The 18,920-nt window shown below is 69.5% G+C and carries 19 protein-coding genes; 10 read left to right on the top strand and 9 right to left on the bottom strand.

Features of this window, described 5'->3' with window-relative positions; translation table 11 throughout:
* Positions 1 to 130: 130 nt before the first annotated feature.
* The 3 genes from V5E28_RS41325 to V5E28_RS41315 are packed head-to-tail and all read right to left on the bottom strand — an operon-like array spanning position 131 to position 2,185.
* The gene (locus V5E28_RS41325) at positions 131 to 991 is read right to left on the bottom strand and encodes a haloalkane dehalogenase (RefSeq protein ID WP_336215333.1); all 861 of its coding nucleotides are present in this window, start codon (positions 989 to 991) and stop codon (positions 131 to 133) included.
* A gap of 10 nt (positions 992 to 1,001) precedes the next feature.
* Entirely contained in the window at positions 1,002 to 1,373 is a 372-nt protein-coding gene (locus tag V5E28_RS41320; protein WP_336215331.1) for a pyridoxamine 5'-phosphate oxidase family protein, read from the bottom strand.
* On the bottom strand, positions 1,370 to 2,185 hold the full coding sequence (locus V5E28_RS41315) for an SDR family oxidoreductase (protein ID WP_336215328.1): 816 nt from the start codon (positions 2,183 to 2,185) through the stop codon (positions 1,370 to 1,372). Before V5E28_RS41315 ends, V5E28_RS41320 begins: the two co-directional genes overlap by 4 nt.
* A 188-nt stretch (positions 2,186 to 2,373) precedes the next feature.
* Here V5E28_RS41315 and V5E28_RS41310 point away from each other — a divergent pair, with 188 nt between their 5' ends.
* On the top strand, positions 2,374 to 5,064 hold the full coding sequence (locus V5E28_RS41310) for an AAA family ATPase (protein ID WP_336215327.1): 2,691 nt from the start codon (positions 2,374 to 2,376) through the stop codon (positions 5,062 to 5,064).
* A gap of 228 nt (positions 5,065 to 5,292) precedes the next feature.
* Positions 5,293 to 5,847 (top strand): dihydrofolate reductase family protein, encoded by a 555-nt coding sequence (locus V5E28_RS41305; RefSeq protein WP_336215324.1) that lies wholly within the window; start codon positions 5,293 to 5,295, stop codon positions 5,845 to 5,847.
* Positions 5,848 to 5,931: 84 nt separating this feature from the next.
* On the opposite strand, the gene V5E28_RS41300 is transcribed toward V5E28_RS41305, so the two are convergent.
* Positions 5,932 to 6,060, bottom strand: coding sequence for a hypothetical protein (locus V5E28_RS41300; RefSeq protein WP_336215323.1), 129 nt, complete (start codon positions 6,058 to 6,060; stop codon positions 5,932 to 5,934).
* A 35-nt stretch (positions 6,061 to 6,095) separates the two neighbouring features.
* On the opposite strand from V5E28_RS41300, the gene V5E28_RS41295 reads away from it, so the two are divergent.
* Positions 6,096 to 6,353, top strand: coding sequence for a hypothetical protein (locus tag V5E28_RS41295; RefSeq protein WP_336215322.1), 258 nt, complete (start codon positions 6,096 to 6,098; stop codon positions 6,351 to 6,353).
* Here V5E28_RS41295 and V5E28_RS41290 read toward each other — a convergent pair.
* The gene (locus tag V5E28_RS41290; RefSeq protein WP_336215321.1) at positions 6,346 to 7,542 is read right to left on the bottom strand and encodes an FAD-dependent monooxygenase; all 1,197 of its coding nucleotides are present in this window, start codon (positions 7,540 to 7,542) and stop codon (positions 6,346 to 6,348) included. The genes V5E28_RS41295 and V5E28_RS41290 overlap by 8 nt on opposite strands.
* Before the next feature lie 62 nt (positions 7,543 to 7,604).
* On the opposite strand from V5E28_RS41290, the gene V5E28_RS41285 reads away from it, so the two are divergent.
* The gene (locus V5E28_RS41285; RefSeq protein WP_336215320.1) at positions 7,605 to 8,222 is read left to right on the top strand and encodes a TetR/AcrR family transcriptional regulator; all 618 of its coding nucleotides are present in this window, start codon (positions 7,605 to 7,607) and stop codon (positions 8,220 to 8,222) included.
* 278 nt (positions 8,223 to 8,500) lie between these two features.
* Positions 8,501 to 9,295 carry an NAD(P)-binding domain-containing protein gene (locus V5E28_RS41280; RefSeq protein WP_336215319.1) on the top strand — a complete coding sequence of 265 codons (795 nt, stop codon included), beginning with the start codon at positions 8,501 to 8,503 and terminating at the stop codon, positions 9,293 to 9,295.
* 416 nt (positions 9,296 to 9,711) lie between these two features.
* Here the strand turns inward: V5E28_RS41280 and V5E28_RS41275 are convergent, their stop codons facing one another.
* From V5E28_RS41275 to V5E28_RS41265, 3 genes are all read right to left on the bottom strand, one after another.
* Complete coding sequence (locus V5E28_RS41275) at positions 9,712 to 10,962, bottom strand: cryptochrome/photolyase family protein (RefSeq protein ID WP_336215318.1); 1,251 nt, start codon at positions 10,960 to 10,962, stop codon at positions 9,712 to 9,714.
* Complete coding sequence (locus tag V5E28_RS41270; protein ID WP_336215316.1) at positions 10,962 to 11,264, bottom strand: DUF523 domain-containing protein; 303 nt, start codon at positions 11,262 to 11,264, stop codon at positions 10,962 to 10,964. Before V5E28_RS41270 ends, V5E28_RS41275 begins: the two co-directional genes overlap by 1 nt.
* 268 nt (positions 11,265 to 11,532) lie before the next feature.
* The gene (locus V5E28_RS41265; RefSeq protein ID WP_336215315.1) at positions 11,533 to 12,324 is read right to left on the bottom strand and encodes a phytanoyl-CoA dioxygenase family protein; all 792 of its coding nucleotides are present in this window, start codon (positions 12,322 to 12,324) and stop codon (positions 11,533 to 11,535) included.
* A gap of 101 nt (positions 12,325 to 12,425) precedes the next feature.
* Here V5E28_RS41265 and V5E28_RS41260 point away from each other — a divergent pair, with 101 nt between their 5' ends.
* The 5 genes from V5E28_RS41260 to ppk2 all read left to right on the top strand — a co-directional run bounded on the left by V5E28_RS41260 (position 12,426) and on the right by ppk2 (position 17,741).
* Positions 12,426 to 13,340: an AraC family transcriptional regulator gene (locus V5E28_RS41260; RefSeq protein WP_336215313.1), complete on the top strand. Its 915-nt coding sequence runs from the start codon at positions 12,426 to 12,428 to the stop codon at positions 13,338 to 13,340.
* Between the two features lie 190 nt (positions 13,341 to 13,530).
* Positions 13,531 to 13,719 (top strand): hypothetical protein, encoded by a 189-nt coding sequence (locus V5E28_RS41255; RefSeq protein WP_336215312.1) that lies wholly within the window; start codon positions 13,531 to 13,533, stop codon positions 13,717 to 13,719.
* A gap of 233 nt (positions 13,720 to 13,952) precedes the next feature.
* A complete protein-coding gene (locus tag V5E28_RS41250) occupies positions 13,953 to 15,191 on the top strand; it encodes an alpha/beta fold hydrolase (protein ID WP_336215311.1) in 1,239 nt (412 codons plus the stop codon).
* Between the two features lie 668 nt (positions 15,192 to 15,859).
* The gene (locus tag V5E28_RS41245; protein ID WP_336215309.1) at positions 15,860 to 16,426 is read left to right on the top strand and encodes a calcium-binding protein; all 567 of its coding nucleotides are present in this window, start codon (positions 15,860 to 15,862) and stop codon (positions 16,424 to 16,426) included.
* Between the two features lie 325 nt (positions 16,427 to 16,751).
* Positions 16,752 to 17,741: a polyphosphate kinase 2 gene (gene ppk2 / locus V5E28_RS41240; protein WP_336215307.1), complete on the top strand. Its 990-nt coding sequence runs from the start codon at positions 16,752 to 16,754 to the stop codon at positions 17,739 to 17,741.
* Between the two features lie 320 nt (positions 17,742 to 18,061).
* On the opposite strand, the gene V5E28_RS41235 is transcribed toward ppk2, so the two are convergent.
* Positions 18,062 to 18,706 carry a dihydrofolate reductase family protein gene (locus tag V5E28_RS41235; protein ID WP_336215306.1) on the bottom strand — a complete coding sequence of 215 codons (645 nt, stop codon included), beginning with the start codon at positions 18,704 to 18,706 and terminating at the stop codon, positions 18,062 to 18,064.
* Positions 18,707 to 18,920: the final 214 nt, after the last annotated feature.

The following is an 18,920-nucleotide window of genomic DNA, read 5'->3' as shown; positions in this document are numbered from 1 at the left end:
CTCGTCCGGCCGTGCACCAGCTCAGACCAGACAGCGCCCCGATATGTGACAACCTCCTGAACGTGCTCCTACTGGAAACCATATCCGCGCAGGTCAAGCGGCATTCGTGGGGGCGCTCAACCTGCTGGTGTCACCACAGTCCGTGCTCGTCCGCCCAGGTCCTGATCGCAGTGGCGATCAGCTTGGGGTGGTCTTCTGGGGTCTGGTGCCCCGCGGCCTCGTCGAACTGGCGGATCTGGAGGCCGGCCAGGTGAGCCGCGCACCAGTCGATCATGTCCTGGTGCAGCATCGTGCCGGGGCCGGGAGCGAAGGCCAGCAGCAGCTTCGGCACCTCCACGCTGGCGGCCAGCCAGGTGTCGTAAGCGTCCACGCGGGCCACGACGTCGGCGGGTTCGCCGCCCAGCGGCATCGAGCGAGCCCACTGCAGCAGCGGCAGGCGGCTTTCCCGTGTCGGGTACGGCTTGCGGTAGGCCTCCAGGTCGTCGGCGCTGAACGGGGCGGTGATGCCGCTCGTCAGGCCCTGCCCCAGGAAGAGGTTGTCGTCCAGGAGCATCTTCTCCCCGACGCCCGCGGTTTTGATCGCCCGGAACAGCTCCCGGCCGCCTTCGGGGAACTCCTCCCAGGTCATCGGCTTGACGATGGTCTCGGTGACGGCGATCCCGCGTACCCGGCCGGGGTGGCGGGAGGCCCAGTCGAAGGCCAGCGCGCCACCCCAGTCATGGCCCACGAGGACCACGTCGTCGAGCTCGAGCGCGTCGAACCAGGCGTCCAGGTAGCGGGCCTGGTCGGCGAAGGTGTAGGCGATGTCTGGCTTGCCGGACTCGCCCATGCCGATCAGGTCGGGGGCCAGACGCCGGCCCCTTCCGACCGCCGGGATGACATTCCGCCACAGGTAGGAGGAGGAGGGGTTGCCGTGCAGGAAGACCATCGGCGTCCCCGAGCCGGTCTCCCGGTAGGCGATTGTGGAATCCAGTACGCGCTGAACAGGCATGGCAGGTCCTTCACAGGTTGAGGGTCATGGTGTGGTCGACCGCGATCTCGATGACGATCCGGCCGGGCGGGTTGGGCGGCGGGGCGGCATAGCGTGCGGCGTAGCGGCGGGCCGCCTCATCGACACGTGCCGGGTCGGTGTGCACGGTGGCGGAGCCTTCGAGGGTGACCCACCGGAAGCCGTCCACCTGGCAGAGCGCGGCGCGGCTGCCGGGATCGGCGGTCAGGTTCCGGGCCTTGCGGGATGAGGCCACGGTCAGCACCCGCGCCAGGCCCGCACGCGGGTCCCAGGTGAACCGCACGGCCACCACGTGCGGGGAGCCGTCGGGGCGCAGCGTGGTCAACGTGGCCACCCGTGGCTCGGCGAGGAACGCCTCCCTCATCGGAAGGCGGTGACGTTGCGGGCGGCCCAGTCGGTGAAGGAGCGGGGAGCCCGGCCCAGGATCTGCTCGACGTGCGGGCTGACCGTCCGCTCGGCCTCGGTGGGCGTGCCCAGGATGGCCAGTGTCCCTTCCACCACGGGCTCGGGCATGACGTTCAGCATCTGCTCCCGGGCTTGGTCGGAAGTCTGTTCGGTGAAGCGCACCGGCTCACCCAGCGCGGCGCCGATCGCCGCCGCGCGTTCGGCCGGTGTGGTGGGTGCGGGGCCGGTCAGCGTGTACGTGCGGCCCGCATGCCCGTCCTCGCGCAGGACGGTCGCGGCGACGTCGGTGATGTCGCCGGGGTCGATGGTCGGCAGGCCCACGGTTGCGAAGGGGGCGGCAGCGGTCCGGCCGGTGCGGATGGAGGGGGCCCAGGCGTAGGCGTTGGAGTGGAAGCCGCCCGGTCGCAGGATCGTCCATGCCAGGCCGGAGTGGCGGACCGCCTCCTCGAAGGCGACCGGGTGGCCGTAGGCCTGCGGCCTGGTCCCCGCGCCCTGGGAGGACAGCAGGACCACCCGGCGGACCCCGCCGGAGCGGGCGGCCTCCAGGATGGCCTGCGGGTCCTGGCCCGCCACCAGCAGGAACAGCGCGTCTGCTCCGGTGGTGGCCTGCTTCAGGGTGGCGGGGTCGTCCAGGTCGACCTGGACATGCCGTACGCCCTGGGGCAGGTCGGCGGGGCGCCGGGATACGGCGGTCACCTGCTCGCCGGCGGCGGCCAACAGGGCGACCAGCTGGCCGCCGACGTTCCCGCTGGCACCTGTCGTGACGATCATAGGCTTGCTCCTTCAAGTGAGTTAGTCAACTGACTTACAAGAGAACCATAGCGGCCCACGCGCCGTTCGGCATAGCGAGTTAGGCGGCCGACTCAATGAGGTTGCCGGGAAGCGGGATACCGATGCCGCGCGGATTCGCGGTAACAGCGACAGCGCGGTCGGCGCGGCTCGATGGTTACACTGTCACGGTGATCGTGGGGCGTTCCCTCGAACGGTCGCGGCTGGTGCGCCTGGTCGCGGATGCGAAGGACAGCCGGGGCCGGTCGCTGGTGGTGCGAGGCGAGGCCGGGATCGGCAAGACGGCGTTGCTCGACTACGCGGCCGCCATAGGCGACGGCATGCGCGTGCTCCGTGTGGTCGGGATCGAGTCCGAGGCCGAGATTCCGTTCGCCGCCCTGCAGTTGATGCTGGCCGGCGACCTCCATCGCTTCGACGCCCTGCCAGGATCACAGGCACAGGCGCTTCGCGCCGCGTTCGGGACGGGTTCCGCCTCGGGCGACCGGCTCATCGTGGGGGCGGCGACCTTGACGCTGCTTTCGGAACTTGCCGGGGACCGACCGTTGTTGTGCCTGTTCGACGACGTTCAGTGGTTCGACCAGTCCTCCGTCGACGCTCTGCTGTTCGCGGTGCGGCGGCTCCACGCCGATCCGATCGCGACGATCTTCGCGGTGCGGGACGGCGAGCGGCCGTTCACCGCCTCCGGGATCGACGACATCCGGCTGCCGCGACTCGATCGCCGGGATTCCGCTCAGCTTCTCGCCGCCATCGGCCCCTTACCGAAGGAGATCGCCGACCGGGTTCTCCTGGAGTCGGGTGGCAATCCGCTGGCGATCGTCGAGCTCGCGGCCAACACCGCCGCTGCCGGCACGCCGCCGGCACCGGTCGCCCCGCTCGCGGCCGTCGGACGGCTGGAGGAGCACTACCGCCTGCAGATTCGCGCGCTGCCCGAGCGCACCCGGCTGGCGTTGTTGCTCGCGGCCGCAGATCACGGGTCCGAGCCGTGGTCGTTCCTGACCGCCGCCCAGCGGCTCGGGCTGCAGGCTTCCGACCTGGAGCCGGCCGAGCGCGGCCGCCTCGTACGGGTGATGTCCGACGCCGTGGAGTTCCGGCATCCGTTGATCCGCGCGGCCGCCTACCAGGAGGCGCCGTTCGCGCGGCGACTCGAGGCGCACCAGGCGCTGGCGGACGCCCTCTCGGATCCGCGCGATGCCGACCGCCGCGCCTGGCACGCCGCCGCCGCTGCCGGGGGCATCGACGACAAGGCGGCGGCAGAGCTGGAGAGGGCAGCGGAGCGTGCCGTCGGCCGCGGCGGGCCGATGGCCGCGGCGCGGGCACTGGAGCGGGCCGCGCAGCTGAGCAGCGGACGCGCTGCCCGAGGTAGGCGTCTGGTGGCCGCCGCACGTGCGGCGTACGACGCCGGCCAGCTCGATCGTGCGGCCGAGCTGGCCGCGGCCGGTGCCGCGTTGACCGAGGACCCGGGCGAGGCGGCCGAGGCGGGGTGGGTTCGGGCCCAGGTCGCCTACGAGCGCAGCTCGCCCGCCAGAGCGAGTTCGCTCGCGCTCGACGCCGCCACGCCCGTCCTCACGGCTGATCCGGTCCTCGCCGTCGCCGTGCTGGCCGAGGCGACCTGGTGCGCGCGGGACGCGGCCGACGAAGACCTGCTCAGCCGATGTGCGGAGCAGTTGAGGCTCGTCCGCGGCGGCCCCACCGAGATGACCAGCGGCCTCGTGGGTTTCACCGAACTGTTGCGCGGGCGGACCGAGGCGGCGGTGACGCCGATGCGCAACCTGCTCCTCGCCGCCCACAAGGAGAGCGTGGAAGGAACGGTCGAGCGGCTTACCGCCGGGTACATGGGCGTGCTGATCGGCGCGGACGACCTCGCCCTGCCGCTGCTCGACAGCCGCGTCGCGACGCTTCGTGATCAGGGCGCGCTGGGCTGGCTGCCCTATGCCCAGGAGCCGCTCGCGCTTGCCCAGCTGGTCTCCGGCAGGTTCCGGGACGCGGCCGCGAACGTGGCCGAAGCCGTGTCGCTGGCCGCCGAGTTGGGTCAGGATCTCCAGGTGGTCGTGCTCACCGCGATCTCGGCGTGGCTCGCCGCGGTTCGCGGTGAGGTGGCCGCCACCCACCAGCAGGCCGACCTCGTTCTGAACGATCCCCGGCACCATGCGATGGCGGCTGCCCAGGCGAGGTGGGCACTGGCCCTGATCGATCTCATGGCCGGCGACTCCGGCGCCGCGCTCGACCGTCTCGACGACGTCTGCGGTGGCACGTCCGGCCGGGACGTGACCATCCGGGCGATTCCCGACCATGTCGAGGCCGGAGTACGAGCCGGCGACCCGGAGCGTGCGCGGCGGTATCTTCCCCGGCTCGCCACCTGGGCGGAGCAGACGCAGAGCCCGGTGGCGACCGCGCTCGTCCTGCGATGCGAGGCGCTCCTCAGCGATGGGCCGGACGCCCAGCAGCATTTCGAGGCGTCCTTGGGCGTCAACGGATGCGGACCGTACGACCGGGCTCGCACCCGGATGGCGTACGGAGAATGGCTGCGACGCAACCGCCGCCGCTCCTCGGCTCGGGCCGAGCTGCTGGAGGCGCTCGCCGCGTTCGAGCGTATCGCGGCGCATGGCTGGCATCGACGCGTCAGAACCGAGCTCACCGCGCTGGGCGGTGTCGTTCCCGACCCGCCGGTGGCCGTCGGCGGCGTCGCTCTGCTCACTCCGCAGGAGTTACAGGTCGTACGACACGCCGCCCTCGGTTTGAGCAACCGCGAGATCGCCGCTCAGCTGTTCCTCAGCCCTCGCACCGTGGGGCATCACCTGTACAGGGCGTACCCGAAGCTGGGCATCAGCAGGCGCGCCGAGCTGTCCCAGCTCGACCTGTGAGCCCCTGCCCGGTAAGTACGCAGGCAATTCAGCGCCAGTAGTTCGACAGATGCGGCCCGGTCGCCCCCACTTCTAGCGTTCATGACACCACCCCTACGAAAGGGGAGGGGCACCTGAGCAGGGCCGTCCACCTCATCGAGGCCGTCCCCCGCCGGAGGTCGCCCGCCTGCGTTCCCGGGCGCTCACCCAGCCCGCCCCCTCGCCTTCGCACAGATCGGAGAAGCCACGATGGGACAGCTCATCGTCCACAACGCCATCACTGCCAACGGTGCCTTCGAGTCGCCCTCGCCCGAGGACTGGCTGGTGCTCGACGCCGACAGCGCGGACGCCTCGCTGGAGCAGTTCGTGCTGGCGGACGCGATGGTCCTCGGCCGCAAAACCTACGAAGGCCTGGCGGCTGCGTGGCCTCAGCTGACGGAAGACCCGGCGGTCGGGCGCTTCGCCGGCCGGATCAACTCCATGCCGAAATACGTCGCGTCGCGCACGCTGACGGAGCCGCTGGAATGGAACGCCACCCTCATCAAAGGCGAGCTCGACCAGGCGGTGACCGAGCTGAAGAACGCGCACAGCGGCAAGTTGATCGTCTCCGGTGCCGGAGAGCTCGCGCACGCTCTCACCCGCCTGGGACTGGTCGACGAGTTCTGGCTCTGGGTTCACCCCGCCCTGTGGGCGACAGGCCCTCGCATCTTCGACGGTGTCGGCCCCGTCCGCCTCCAGCTGGTGGCCGCGACCCCGTACCGATCGGGCGTCCTGTGGCTGCGCTACCGGCCTGCGACCGGCTGACCCAAAGGCGGCCGCCCCCCAGGCACGACCGGCGACGCGCGGCGGTCGTCGCACCCTGATGGCCAGGACTACCCCTTCTGTCCGTCAGGCACGGGCCTGCGGCGTGCCGGCGGCGGTACGTCCGGAGGTGATCCGCAGCACCGCGAACGCCACCAGCGCCAGCCCTAGCGGCACCACCAGGTAGATCCCGCAGCACACCAGCGCCAGTCGCACCTCCGGCGCGGCCCAGCCGGGTGGCCGGTGTCAGCATGGCCGGGTTCCGTGACCGTGGCATGTCGGTGGTCGGCCACCGGGCGGTCCCGCATCCGGCCGTGACGCTGGCTCTGGAGTTCGGCGTCGGCCCGCTCATCGTGAACGATGCCGCCGGGCGGCAGCAGCGGGGGAGTCTCGTCGCCGGGCTCGGGTTCGGAGCCGGCGGGGTTTGGGTGCGGGGTGAGAACTTCGCTGCCGTGCATGTCCGGAATCTGCTGAGCACCTCAGAGGGCCTTCCCGCCGAGATCAACTAACTGCCGGAGAAGGGATCGGATAGCTGGGCAGGGGCTCGGAGTCCTTGGACTGGGTGAGGCGCTCCGCTGCGGTCATGATCCGCATCAGTGGTAGTCGGATCAGGGCGTCGCGCATCCATCGGCCGGTGCGGGTCTTGGGCACCATGAGGCGGAGGTTGGGGCCGATCTGCTGCTTCCGCTCCACCAGCGCGCGATGGCCTTCCTCGTAGCGCCGAAAGGCGACTTCGTGGTCGCCGTCGGCGGCCGCGAACTCGCCGGCGAGTCGATAGGCGCCAACGAGTGCCAGCTCCGCCCCGGCGCCCGATGCGGGCGAGGCGCAGTAGGCGGCGTCGCCCACGACCGCTGTCCGGCCCGACGACCACGACGCCATCCGCACCTGGCTCAGCGCATCGAAGTAGAAATCAGGGTCGGCGAGTGCGCCGGCGAGCAGGTCGCGGACCCGCCACGACGACTCACCCGCGAAGGCCGCGCTGATCAGGCGCTTCTGCTGCTCGACGTCGCGGTGGTCGTAAGCGATCGGTTCCTCGCTGCGGAAGATGAAGTACGCCTTCGCCTGGGTGTGGTTGCCCGACCGGTAGATCCCGGCCATCTTGCCGGGCAGGTTGTACATCGTCATCCAGCGGTTCTCACCCACCGACGCGTCAGTGTCCGCGAAGGCGAAGTAATGGTCCCTGTGCTGCAGGAACTGCGATTCGGGGCCGAAGGCGAGCTTGCGGAGCGTGGAGTGCAGGCCGTCGGCACCGATGACCAGGTCGAACCGGCGGGCGGGACCGTGCTCGAAGGTGACCGCGACGCCATCGCCTGTTTCCTCCAGCGTCTTGATGGAATCGCCGAAGATGTACGTGACGGCATCGCCGGCCGCTCGGTGCAGAATGCTCACCAGATCGCCGCGCATGATCTCCACCTCCCCGTCGCTTGGGAAGCCGATGCGCGCCACGCCCTGATCGGCGGCGTTCACGAACTTGATCCCCTGAACGTCGGTCGTGGCTGCGCGGATTTGCCCCATGATGCCCATCTGCTCGGCTACCTCGGCGGCCTGGTCGCGCACGTCGACCCCGTTGCCGCCCGTGCGCAGCCCAGGTGCGCGCTCGATCACAACGGGCTGGAAGCCGTACCCGGCCAGCCAGTACGCCAGGGTCAGCCCGGCGATGCTCGCGCCGGAGATCAGGATCCGTTTGTTCGCCGGCATGACTCCTCCTAAACTTACTGAAACATGCATTCCATTTAGACGATATGGAAGGACCATTCCAGATGTCAACCGCCAATCCGCGGCTCCGTGCGGACGCCGTCCGCAACCGGCAGCGCACGCTGGAGGCGACCAGGGCGCTCCTGGCCGACCCGGATGCCACCGTCACCGTCGAAGCCATCGCCACGAAGGCGGGAGTGGGGGCGGCGACCGTGGTCCGAGCCTTCGGCGGCAAGGAAGCGCTCATCGACGCCGCCGTGTCCGGCCTTCTCGCCCCCCTCGTCCAGCGGGCGCGCGACCTGCTGTCCGACATGGCCCCCGAAGAGGCGCTGCGGACCTTCCTCCTCGAGCTGATTGCGTTCCAGGCAGCCCACCACGCTATGAACGCCCAGGTCGAGACGCTCGACCTGCCTGCCGCCGAGGTCGAACAGACCAGGTTGCAACAGGCCATCCTGGCCATGGTCAGCCAGGCGCGCGAGACCGGCGCGATCCGCACCGACCTCGACGCGACCGTCACCATGACGCTGATCAGCGAGTGCACCTACGCGATCGCCAGGTCACGAGCGACCTCGTCCGAGCTGGCAGCGAACTACCTCACGGTGCTCATGGACGGCCTGCGCCCGCAAACCTCCGACGCTCCGCCAGCGAAGGCGTCCTCGTCTCCGGGATCGCGAAGCAGCTGACGAATGTCCACCCATCACCGTGTCGAACGCGGCCCAGTTGGCCGGGCTGCGGAGGCCGCTGCCGCTGGACCACAGGTTCTGCGGGGGCCCCTGCCCCCCGGCAGGAGGAGCGTCTCCTTACGGTTCGTGCCCGGCGGGCGCTCGTCCTGGCCGAACAGCAGGCCAGGACCCTGGGCCACGGCCTCGGCCATGCGAGTGGCTTCTAAACTGTTGGCGGGCATGCGGTCGTTGGGGCCGACCCCGGTTGAATGCTGTTGACGTAATCGGGAAGGCACACCATGCAGCAGTCGTCGCCGCGCTCGTCGTCGGCCCCATACGGGTTCGTGGGAGCAGGTGCGATCACGGCTGCCATCGTGGAAGGTCTCAACGTAGACGCTGCCGACCCTCCTGCGGTCTTCCTGTCACCACGCAGTCGCGGTGTCGGGCACGAACTGGTCAGCCGGTTTCCGACTGTGCAGGCGTGCGACAGCAACCAGGAGGTGCTCGAAAACGCGACGTCGATCGTGGTGGCGGTGCGTCCGCAGATAGCTCGTGCCGTCCTGGAGGAACTGTCGTTCCGACCGGAGCACGTGGTGATGAGCGTGATGGCCGGTGTGCGACTGGAACAGTTGCAGGACTGGGCCGCACCAGCCGCTCACTTCGTCCGGGCCATACCGCTGCCGTCGGCAGCACGCGCTCAAAGCCTTACCGCGGTGTACCCGGACAACGCCGTCGCCCGTGAACTGTTCGGCAGGGTAGGCGGCCTCCTCGTTCCGAGCGAAGAAGCGGCCTTGGATGCGCTCAGCGCGGCGACGGCCACCTTCGCCGCGCATCTCGATTACCTCACCACCATCGCGAACTGGCTGGCCGGCCAAGGCCTGGATCACGGCGCCGCGACCGCCTACACCACGCAGATCTTCGGCCAGTTGGGTCAGTCCTTGATGCAAAGCACCGACTCGCTCGCCACCTTGACCGAAAAGCACATGACTCCGGGTGGGATCAACCAGCAACTCATGACCGATCTGCGGCGCGACGGCGTGCCCGACGTGGTGCGGCGCGCCCTTGACCGGGTACTGGCGCGCCTGCGGGAATAGCACGCCTCGGGTGGTGGGTCCACCTCGCCAGGAGGGCCGTTCTCCGGACGCTCAGACGACGTGGCGATCCCGGCGCCGAGCGACCGGACGGCCTCGGTTCTGGGGACGATCGCGATCCTGAACAGCACTCCGGCCGTCCAGGACCGCAGGCGCGGGCACCAACACCTACGGCTACGACGACGCCGGACGCCTCACCTCCTGGACCACCCCCGGCGGACCACCACCGCCTACGAGCATGACGCCGCCGGAAACCGCACCAAGGCTGGCGACAAGACGTTCACCTACGACGAACGCAACCGGCTGACCTCCGGCGACGGCACCGCGCAGGAGTTGCCAGTGTCATCGCTGGGGCATGCCCGTACGTCCTTCCGCGTAGGGGGATGTGGCCGCCCCTCTGCCCGATCATCAAACGATGTTCAGAGCATTGGCCGCGGGTAACCGCTCGGTGGCGTGGACAGTCGCCAAGGTTGATGGATCTGGGCAGTGCGCACGTCGGCGAGTTCGGGCACGTAGCGGCGAACGTAGTCGCCCCTGGGGTCGAACCGCTGAGCCTGGCGGAGCGGGTTGAAGCCGCGGTTGGGACGGGTGTCGTTGCCGGTGCCGGCGACCCACTGCCAATTGCCCGAGTTGTTGGCCACGTCGCCGTCGAGCAGGTGGTCGAAGAAGTGCTGGGCGCCGGCCCGCCAGTCGATCTTGAGGAGCTTGACCAGGTAGGAGGCCACGATGAGTCGGGCCCGGTTGTGCATCCAGCCCTCGGCGAGTAGCTGGCGCATGCCGGCGTCCACGATGGGCAGTCCGGTCATGCCTTCGCACCAGGCCTGCAGCGCGTTCTGGTCATCCTTCCAGCGGTGGCCGCGGGGACGGTAGTCGATCCGGTTGATCTGCGGGAAGGCGTACGTGACCTGGTGGTAGAAGTCGCGCCAGCACAGCTGGCGGAGAAATGCCTCGCTGCCGGCGGCGCGGTGAGCCAGTTCCAGTGGTGACAGGCAGCCGAACCTCAGGTACGGGCTCAGCCTCGAGGTGCGGTCGCCCGCGAGATCGTCATGACTGTCACCGTAGCCTCGAAGCCCATCGCGCAGCCACCGCGCGGCACGGTCGCGGGCGGCGGTCTCACCACCAGGCATGGCTCCCGGCCGTTCCGGTCTCGGCAGCTGCCCAGCGTCCAGACCCGGGGGCGTCGGCACGTGACTGGGCAGTGCCAGGAGGGGGCGGCGCTCATGGCGGTTCCATGCGTGCCAATACGGAGTGAAGACCCGGTAGTGGTCGCCGCCGCCGGACGGCCGCAGCGTCTCCGGAGGCACCACCGTGACACCGGGGAGGCGGAAGTAGGCGATCCGTTCAGCGGCCAGATGTTCCTCCCTGCGCCTGGCCAGGGAGGTGACGTCGAAGCTGGCGAACACCGCCTCGGCTCCGGCTTGGCGCGCCAGCTTCATGGTCTCGGCCACGACGTCGCCGTGTCGTACGATCAGCTCCCCTCCCATCGCCCGCAGGGAGGTCCGCAGGTCGACGAGGCACTCCAGCAGGAAGCCGCGGCGGTGGCCGGCCGGGATGGCCTCATCCAGCACGAACAGCGGGATCACCGCACGGGCTCGCTCGCAGGCGGCCGCAAGGGCCGGATGGTCGTGCACCCGCAGATCCCTGTTGAACAGAACGATCGCCGTATCCATCAAGGACTCCTTCGCAACGCCGCGAGCCGCGGTTGCACATCGCGTCTGACCACGTGGTCGCGCAGACCTGGCACGCTGGGCGCCACCTGGTGTGCCTGGTGGGAGGCGATGACCTCGGCCGCGTGAGCGCGGGGCGTACCGAAGCCGATCTCCATCTCCGGGCAGATCAGCACCCACTCCACGAACGACGCCAGGTCGTCGGTGAGGTAGCGAGCGCGGCTGTGGCTGCCGTTGTGCCGTACCGGCTCGCCGAACAGGCAGCTCGACACCGCCACCCGCCGCGAACCGTGCGCCTCAGTCATGTCCTGAGAGGTGCCCGAAGGGCACGTCCTCACGCCACCCAGAACATGATGCGCGCGTGCGGGGGAACGTCCGACGTCGTAGCGTTGTGCCTGGTCACCGGGGGCGGCCGGTGACCGAGTTGCTCGCCGCCGGTCATCAAGTGCGGGGCATGGCGCGCTCGGCCGGCGGCTGCGCGACCCTGCCGTGGGCGGCGCGGACGGAGATCGCCGAGGCCGCCGCCACCGACCTGCGCCGAGCGGGCGGCTCAGATGGCTACGCCATCGCCACCTATGCCCAGGGGCGGGGGAAGAGGTCGCCGTCCAACCGGTCGCCTGCGGCGAGTCCGAGAGGATCGGTCACGATGTGCTCGGTCCCGCTGTAGTGGGTCGCCTCGTCCATGTAGATGGTGACGTGGGCGAGCCGGGCCTGGTCGGTGCGGTTGGGCAGCGCCATGTGGCCGGTGTAGCCGCTGTGGAAGGTGCAGTCGCCGGCGCGGAGCGGCACGGTGACACGGGGGATCCAGCGCAGCGACGGGTCCATCTCGAACAGGTCGTCCTCGTGGTGGAGGTCCTGCGGGCGCAGGCCGGTGCGATGCTGGGTGCCGGGCAGGAAGGTCATGCAGCCCCGCTCCGGCGGCACGTCGACCAGCGCTATCCACGCCGACAGCGGAAGCCGGTCGTTCGCATGCGGCCAGTACGGACGATCCTGGTGAAACTCCGTGGCGGCGTTGTTGTGCGGCTCCTTGACCAGCATCTGGTCGTGCCAGAGCCGCAGCGGGAAGCCGGCGAGCTGTTCGGCGATCCGGCCGAGCCGCGGGTCGAACGTGAGCTCCCGCAGCGTCTCGTCGCGTTGCCAGACGTTGACCAGCTGGCTGAAGACGCCTTGCTTTTCCAGACTTTCCGTGCGATGCGCCTGCAGGAACGCCTCGGCGCTGGTCCGGAAGCGCTCGACCTGGTCCGGCTTGAGCACGCCTCGTACTCGGACGAAACCGTGTTCGCGGTATGCCGCCACAAGCTCGTCCGGCACCCGGCCATCGGCACCGACGTCGCTGACGGACTGCTCGGTCGTGGTCCTTGTCATCACTGACCTCCAAAGTTCCTTCCGCGGATACACCGTCCAGCATCGTCGCGGTGGGCCCTACGGGCTAGGCCGATCTCGGCGTGTAGTCGTATGATTCCGACATGCCTGCCACGCTGCACGAGCATGCGCTGTTCGCCGGGGGCCCGGTCTTGGGAAGTGTCCACCACCTGAACTCCGACATCGAGTCGCACGCGCACGACTTCCTCGAGATCGCGGTGATCGGAAGCGGTGACGGCCGGCATGTGACCAGCCAGGGCGAGCACCCGCTGCGGCGTGGGCAGGTGCTCGTGCTCCGTCCGGGGGCCTGGCACGGGTTCCTGGATTGCGCCGACCTGACCGTCGCCAACTGCTGCCTGTCCGCCCAGGCCCTACGGACCGAACTGGCGGCGCTGCACGACATCCCGATGCTGCGCCGGATGCTGTGGACCGATCCGGTGGCATCCGGCGCGCACGGCGTCGCGGTCACGACCGTCGATCAGGCCGCCGCGGAGGAGGCCATCGCGGAGATCAGCCTGCTCGAACGGGACCTCGGAGCCGATCAGAGCCGGCCGGGCCGCGTGCTGGGCCGGCTGGTCACCGTGCTCGGCATCCTGACCGATGGCCGTGACCCCGAACCGGAGACGCTCGAGTCCGTGATCCACCCCGCTGTCGCCGCCACCATCGCCCGGCTCGAGGCAGCGCCTGCGGATCCGTGGCGACTGGATGATCTCGCACGGGGGGTCAATCTGGATCCCGCCTATCTCGGCCGGCTGTTCGGACGGTACGTCGGGTTGACACCGCTGGGCTTCCTGGCCCGGCTGCGGGCAGAGCGCGCCACCACGTTACTGACACACTCGGCCCTGCCGGTTGCCCGGGTAGGAGCCGCCGTCGGCTGGGACGACCCGACGTACTTCGCCCGCCGCTTCCGGGCACTGGTCGGCCTTACGCCGACCGAGTACCGCCGACGGAGCCGATCAGCCGCCCCCATGCAGCTCAGGGCCCCGGCCGCGTCGATAGGCGAGCGGAAGGGTTCCTGAATCCGATCATCGACAACTTGCAGGATCGCCACCGCCCCGGATGTTCCCCCTCCTGGGCTGCGACCTGCAGGGCTTGCCGGCGTGCGTTCGCGTACGTGCCGTGCCACTCCTCCGAGAGCTGTGGCGCCGAGGGCGCACATTGCGTCTTCGTGAGGTTCTGCGGTATTGATCACCAATGTCGTTGACAAGGGTGATCCGCACGGTTCTTGACCTGCTCGACAAGACCTCTCGGATGCAGGTGGGCAGGGCATGGGAGGATCCCGCGTTGGACCAGGCCCTGCCCCGGGTGAAGGCAGGGCGGCTGACCGACGGCTTGGAGCTGATCAGGCAAACGCAGGGCGGCAACGAATTGCGGGCACTGCGCGTCGAACGCCCTTGATGCTGCGACAAGCAGGCTCCGATTCCGCAGAAACGGTTCCACTCTCAACTTGGGCAGCTGCTGCAAGACCACGCCCGTCTGCACGACCCGGCCATCCGGTCAGCGCGGTAGCGGCAGCCCGGCCAGCACCTCGCGCAGGCGCTCCACATCGATCCGGCAGTGGTTGCTCGACCTCGCCCGGCGCGCGGCTCAGGACTGGGTCGACGATGACATAAGGCGTAAGATCCGATCGCATGACGGTGAAAGTCGCTCTGCCGGGCCTGCGTGCCGTCGACCACGAGTTCACCGTCCCGCTCGACCACGCGGACCCGGGCGGCCCCACCATCACGGTCTTCGCCCGCGAGATCGCCGACCCCACGCGCTCGGACCTGCCGTGGGCGCTGTTCCTGCAGGGCGGCCCCGGCGGCAGATCTCCCCGACCGTCGGGGCCCGCGTATTTCGCCCACATCATGAAAACCCACCGCGTCCTGCTCCTCGACCAGCGCGGCACCGGCCGCAGCACGCCGGTCGTCGCCTCCTCCCTGCCGAGGGAGCCTGCGGACCTGGCCGACTACCTCACCCACTTCCGCGCGGACGCGATCGTCGCCGACTGCGAGCACATCCGCGCCGCACTCGGCGTCGAGCAGTGGGAGACCTGGGGGCAGAGCTACGGCGGATTCGTCACCCTCACCTACCTGTCGCAGGCGCCGTCCGCGCTCAGGGCCTGCCACATCACCGGCGGCCTGCCCGGACTCGACGCGACCGCCGACGATGTCTACACCCGCACCTACGCGCGGGTGCGCGACAAGGTCACCCGCTTCTACCGGCGCTTCCCCGGCGACGCCGAGAAGGTGCGACGGATCGTCGAGCACCTGGACGGCGAGGAGGTGCTGCTGCCCGACGGCGACCGCCTCACCTCCAGGCGCTTCAAGACGCTGGGTATGAGACTCGGCACCGGCGACGACGCCGCCTCGCTCCACTGGCTGCTGGACGACGCGTGGGCGGGCGGCGGGCTGTCGGACGCGTTCCTCTACGAGGTCATGACGGACACGGGCTTCGTGGGCGCCCCGCTGTTCGCGGTTCTGCACGAGCCGATCTACGCGCAGGGTGCCGCCACCTCGTGGGCCGCCGCCAGGGTCATGCCGGAGGACTTCGCCGCCCCCGAGATGCTCACCGGTGAGATGATCTACCCGTGGATGTTCGACGAGATCCGCTCGCTGCGGCCGTTCAAGGAGGCGGCGGAGCGGCTCGCCGACCACTCCGGCTGGCCCGCCCTCTATGACCCGGTACGGCTGGCCGGCAACCAGGTGCCCGTGGCCGCCGTCGTGTACCACGACGACATGTACGTCGACGCCGGCCTGTCGCTGGAGACGGCAGGCCGGGTGGCCAACACGCGCGCGTGGGTGACCAACGAGTTCGAGCACGACGGGTTCAGGGTCGCCGCCGACCGCGTGGTGCCACGGCTCATGGACATGATCGCCGGTCGCTGCTAGCCAGGTGGCGAAGGCCTCGGACCGGACACCACCACCCCGCCCTGCCCGGGTGCCCACGCGGCCCGCAGATCGGTCACGTCATGCCGGACGGCTCGCAAGAAGCGCACATGTCCGCTCAGACAACGGAGTCCGCACGTAAATCCCCTTGCCCAGGGTGAGGGCCGAAAGTGCCGGAACGGCCGCGTGTGCGGGCTGGACCGGCAGGCCGACCAGGGCGAAGACGGCCAGCAGGTGGTTCGGCGCCGGGCAGCCGAGCCGGCCGGTCAGGGCAGGAAGCCTTCGTTCGGCCCGCCGTCACCCGGATTCCCCACCTGGCCTGACGATCGGGCCCGCTGCCGCCAGGCCGGCATCTTTGCAGTTGAAGGTGAGCCGGGCGACGATGGCGACGCGAAGGCGTAGTTCGCCGTGGGCTGTTGCGATGAGGCGTCGCAGTGCGGCTGGCGCGACGCCGGTACACCTGACCACGACGGAGAACGTGAACGGTGCCACGTCATGGGATCCGCGCCGCTACCGGGACGCCTACCAACGGTGCCGGCGCGGATGGGAAGGCCGCCAGTCAACGAACTAGTACGCCTGGCCAGTGCGCCCTTTTGCGATGAGCCGGGGATGAGGCTCCCTCACAGTGTTCCGGGGGTCCGGACCGACACATCATCGAGGGGAACCAAGGAATGTTCAGCACCAACACGGGTCGTCGCATGCTCAGCAGCGCGGGTATGGCCCTGGGATTCGCCACTGTCCTGTTCACCGGCGCCGTGGCGCTGGCCGGACCGGCGTCGGCGGCCACCGTCACCGCGCAACTCGACAGCGGCAGGATCCTCGTCAACGGCAGCTCGGTGGCCGACGGGATCGAGATCAAGCTCAACGCGACGGGCACCGTGGTGACCATCAGCAATACGCTCGGGTCCGTGGCGGCCGGTTCTGGATGCACGCAGTCGGGGGCCGCGACGCAGTGTCCGGCCGGTGGGATCGATCGCGTCGACGTGTTCGCAGGGGACGGCGGCGACGCGATCCGCAACAACACGAAGCTGCCGAGCACGCTCTCCGGCGACAACGGCATCGACACCGTCAATGGCGGCTCCAGCGCCGACATCCTGTTCGGCAGTTTCGGTAACGACACGCTCAACGGCGGCGGGGGCAATGATCGTCTGAGCGGCGGTATCGGCGCCGACACGCTCAACGGCGGCGCCGACACCGACCGCTGTGACGGTGAATTCGAGACCAGCTGCGAGCTGTAGGAGGCTGCGCGGCCGCCTCCGCCGGACGGACCGGCGGGGGCGGTTCGCCGTTCGTCGCGGTCTTGCCTGCCGGGAGACCGTCTTGCGTGAGCGGGAGGAGGGCAGGCCGGGTGTCGATGCCAATGCGGCGCACGCCCCGGCCGACCTGCTCATCGGGCGGGCACGCGGGTGCGGCTCACGCTCGTGATCAGCCCGATCATGACGGTAACTGATCATCAGGCAGGGTGTGCAGGGCGGGAAGACCCGCTCGCAGATGAGCTCATCATCGGCCGTGTAGACGGTGTCTCCGCGTGTCGGGCGGAGGGCTCGGGGTAGGGCGCGCGACGTGGACAACACGAACAATGACACGGGCGACACCCTCGGAAACCGCCTCCTGACTACTGACCGGCACGGGGAAAGCGCGGTGGCCGCCAGCGAGCTCCTCGACGATCTTCCCAACCTCCGGGTGGTCGACGACGACGATGACGACCCGATTCTGGTGGACCGTCATGGTCACCCCGTTGACACCTGGCGGGAGCACTACCCGTACACGACCAAGATGGACCGGCAGGAGTACGACCGAACCAAGCGGCAACTTCAGATCGAGCTGGTGAAGCTGCAGTATTGGATCAAGGAAACCGGAGCTCGGTTGGTGATCCTCTTCGAAGGGCGCGACGCGGCGGGCAAGGGTGGGACGATCAAGCGCTTCCGCGAACATCTCAATCCTCGCGGCTCCGCTGTCGTGGCCCTGGACAAGCCAGGTGAGCGGGAGAGCGCCCAGTGGTACTTCCAGCGCTACATCGCCCACCTCCCCGCGGCCGGCGAGATGGTCTTCTTCGACCGCTCCTGGTACAACCGGACCGGCGTCGAGCGGGTGATGGGGTTCTGCACCGCACAGGAGTACCTGCAGTTCCTGCAGCAGGCGCCGATGCTCGAACAGATGCTGGTCGAGGACGGCATCCACCTGATCAAGTTCTGGTTCTCGGTGTCCCGCAGCGAGCAGCTCACCCGCTTCATCATCCGCACCGTCGACCCGGTACGCCGCTGGAAGCTGTCCCCGATGGACCTGGCCTCCCGCCAGAAGTGGGACGAGTACACCGACGCCAAAGAGGACATGTTCCAGCACACCGACACCGACCATGCACCCTGGACGGTCATCAAGAGCAACGACAAGAAGCGCGCCCGCATCGAAGCCATCCGCCACGTACTGACCCAATTCGACTACGACAACAAGAACCACGAGGTAGTCGGCGTGCCCGATCCGCTCATCATCCGCACGGCCGCCGACGTCCTGGACGAAGACCGCGACCCCTACTCGAATCCCAGACCGCGCTAGTCCCGTCGTGCTCGCAGCACCCACCGCCACAATTGATCACTGCCGCGCCGCCGGCAGATCACCAGGTCGGCCCCTACCTGCGCGCCCACATCAGCCGCTTCGGCGCCTCCGCCACCGACGACCTGCGCCGCCCCGCCCAGCCCTTTCCATCCCCTTGTGAAGGAGGTCGTCTTCACCGACGTCGACCCGGCCGCCTGATCCCGGGGCTCGCCCAGCACCGTCAGGAGGGCCCAGCGGGGCTGATGACCTGCCCATGCCTGGGTCGCGGGCAGGTACGCGGTCATCGCGGAATGTGCGTGCGATCGTGCGGGGTCAGCTCGTCATCGTCTCCAGAACAGGAGATGTGTGATCCCGCTGGGGCTCGGCACGGTCTCAAGGTGGAAGCGGTCGAGCAGGTCGGTGTGGCTCTTCCACAGTCGTTCGCCTCGACCGAGGTCGACGGGCGCGACGGCGATGTGCATCGTGTCGACCAGGTCGGCCTCGACGAACTCGCGGACGGTGGCGACTCCGCCGCCGAGGCGCACGTCCCGGCCGTCGGCGGCCTGCTTCGCGCGGGCCAGCGCCTGGGCCGGTGTCGCGTCGAGGAAATGGAAGGTGGTGTCGGCCAGGGTGAAGGACGGGCGTTCGTAGTGGGTGAGCACGAAGACCGGTGTGTGGAACGGCGGGGTGTCTCCCCACCATCCCCGCCACTCGTGGTTCTCCCAGGGGCCACGCTGGGGGCCGAACTTGTTGCGGCCCATGATCTCCGCTCCTATGTTGCGGGTGTGGTCGCGGGTCAGGTAGTCGTCCAGGCCGCGGGTGCCGCCGGGGTCGGTGCGGTTCACCCAGCTGGCGGTGGCGCCCGCCCAGGACCACAGGGCGGTGGGGTCCGCGTGGCCGAACGGTCGGTCCAAGCTCTGCCCCTCACCGGCACCGAACCCGTCCCGCGACACGTTGAAGCAGTGCACCCTCAACAGCTGTGACATGCATCCTCCTTTGGAAGCTGACAAGCAACCTCTGACGAACGCCCAGGCCAGGCGCCCTACGGGGAGGTAGTCGGAGCAGTGGGGGAGATTCTTGCGGTCCGGTACCGCAAGGATGCGGCACCGGCGAACCGAGGCCGCGCCGTCGCCCGAGCTGACGGTGCTCCTGCGCGACGCGGTGGCCGATCGCCGATGAGTTTCGGTCGCGGGAGTGGTC

The organism is Nonomuraea sp. LPB2021202275-12-8 (assembly GCF_037044575.1).
Taxonomy (GTDB): Bacteria; Actinomycetota; Actinomycetes; order Streptosporangiales; family Streptosporangiaceae; genus Nonomuraea.
Note: the sequence above shows the minus strand (reverse complement) of the source record. Positions and strands in the feature narration are given on the sequence as shown.

What these genes read in the sequence shown, in the direction of transcription:
- V5E28_RS41270 (WP_336215316.1), bottom strand. Translation starts at nt 11,264, where the DNA reads ATGACTGAGGCGCACGGTTCGCGGCGGGTGGCGGTGTCGAGCTGCCTG.
- V5E28_RS41295 (WP_336215322.1), top strand. Translation starts at nt 6,096, where the DNA reads ATGGCCGGGTTCCGTGACCGTGGCATGTCGGTGGTCGGCCACCGGGCG.
- V5E28_RS41325 (WP_336215333.1), bottom strand. Translation starts at nt 991, where the DNA reads ATGCCTGTTCAGCGCGTACTGGATTCCACAATCGCCTACCGGGAGACC.
- V5E28_RS41285 (WP_336215320.1), top strand. Translation starts at nt 7,605, where the DNA reads ATGTCAACCGCCAATCCGCGGCTCCGTGCGGACGCCGTCCGCAACCGG.
- V5E28_RS41290 (WP_336215321.1), bottom strand. Translation starts at nt 7,542, where the DNA reads ATGCCGGCGAACAAACGGATCCTGATCTCCGGCGCGAGCATCGCCGGG.
- V5E28_RS41315 (WP_336215328.1), bottom strand. Translation starts at nt 2,185, where the DNA reads ATGATCGTCACGACAGGTGCCAGCGGGAACGTCGGCGGCCAGCTGGTC.
- V5E28_RS41320 (WP_336215331.1), bottom strand. Translation starts at nt 1,373, where the DNA reads ATGAGGGAGGCGTTCCTCGCCGAGCCACGGGTGGCCACGTTGACCACG.
- V5E28_RS41250 (WP_336215311.1), top strand. Translation starts at nt 13,953, where the DNA reads ATGACGGTGAAAGTCGCTCTGCCGGGCCTGCGTGCCGTCGACCACGAG.
- V5E28_RS41260 (WP_336215313.1), top strand. Translation starts at nt 12,426, where the DNA reads ATGCCTGCCACGCTGCACGAGCATGCGCTGTTCGCCGGGGGCCCGGTC.
- V5E28_RS41305 (WP_336215324.1), top strand. Translation starts at nt 5,293, where the DNA reads ATGGGACAGCTCATCGTCCACAACGCCATCACTGCCAACGGTGCCTTC.
- V5E28_RS41245 (WP_336215309.1), top strand. Translation starts at nt 15,860, where the DNA reads ATGTTCAGCACCAACACGGGTCGTCGCATGCTCAGCAGCGCGGGTATG.
- V5E28_RS41280 (WP_336215319.1), top strand. Translation starts at nt 8,501, where the DNA reads ATGCAGCAGTCGTCGCCGCGCTCGTCGTCGGCCCCATACGGGTTCGTG.
- V5E28_RS41265 (WP_336215315.1), bottom strand. Translation starts at nt 12,324, where the DNA reads ATGACAAGGACCACGACCGAGCAGTCCGTCAGCGACGTCGGTGCCGAT.
- V5E28_RS41235 (WP_336215306.1), bottom strand. Translation starts at nt 18,706, where the DNA reads ATGTCACAGCTGTTGAGGGTGCACTGCTTCAACGTGTCGCGGGACGGG.
- V5E28_RS41275 (WP_336215318.1), bottom strand. Translation starts at nt 10,962, where the DNA reads ATGGATACGGCGATCGTTCTGTTCAACAGGGATCTGCGGGTGCACGAC.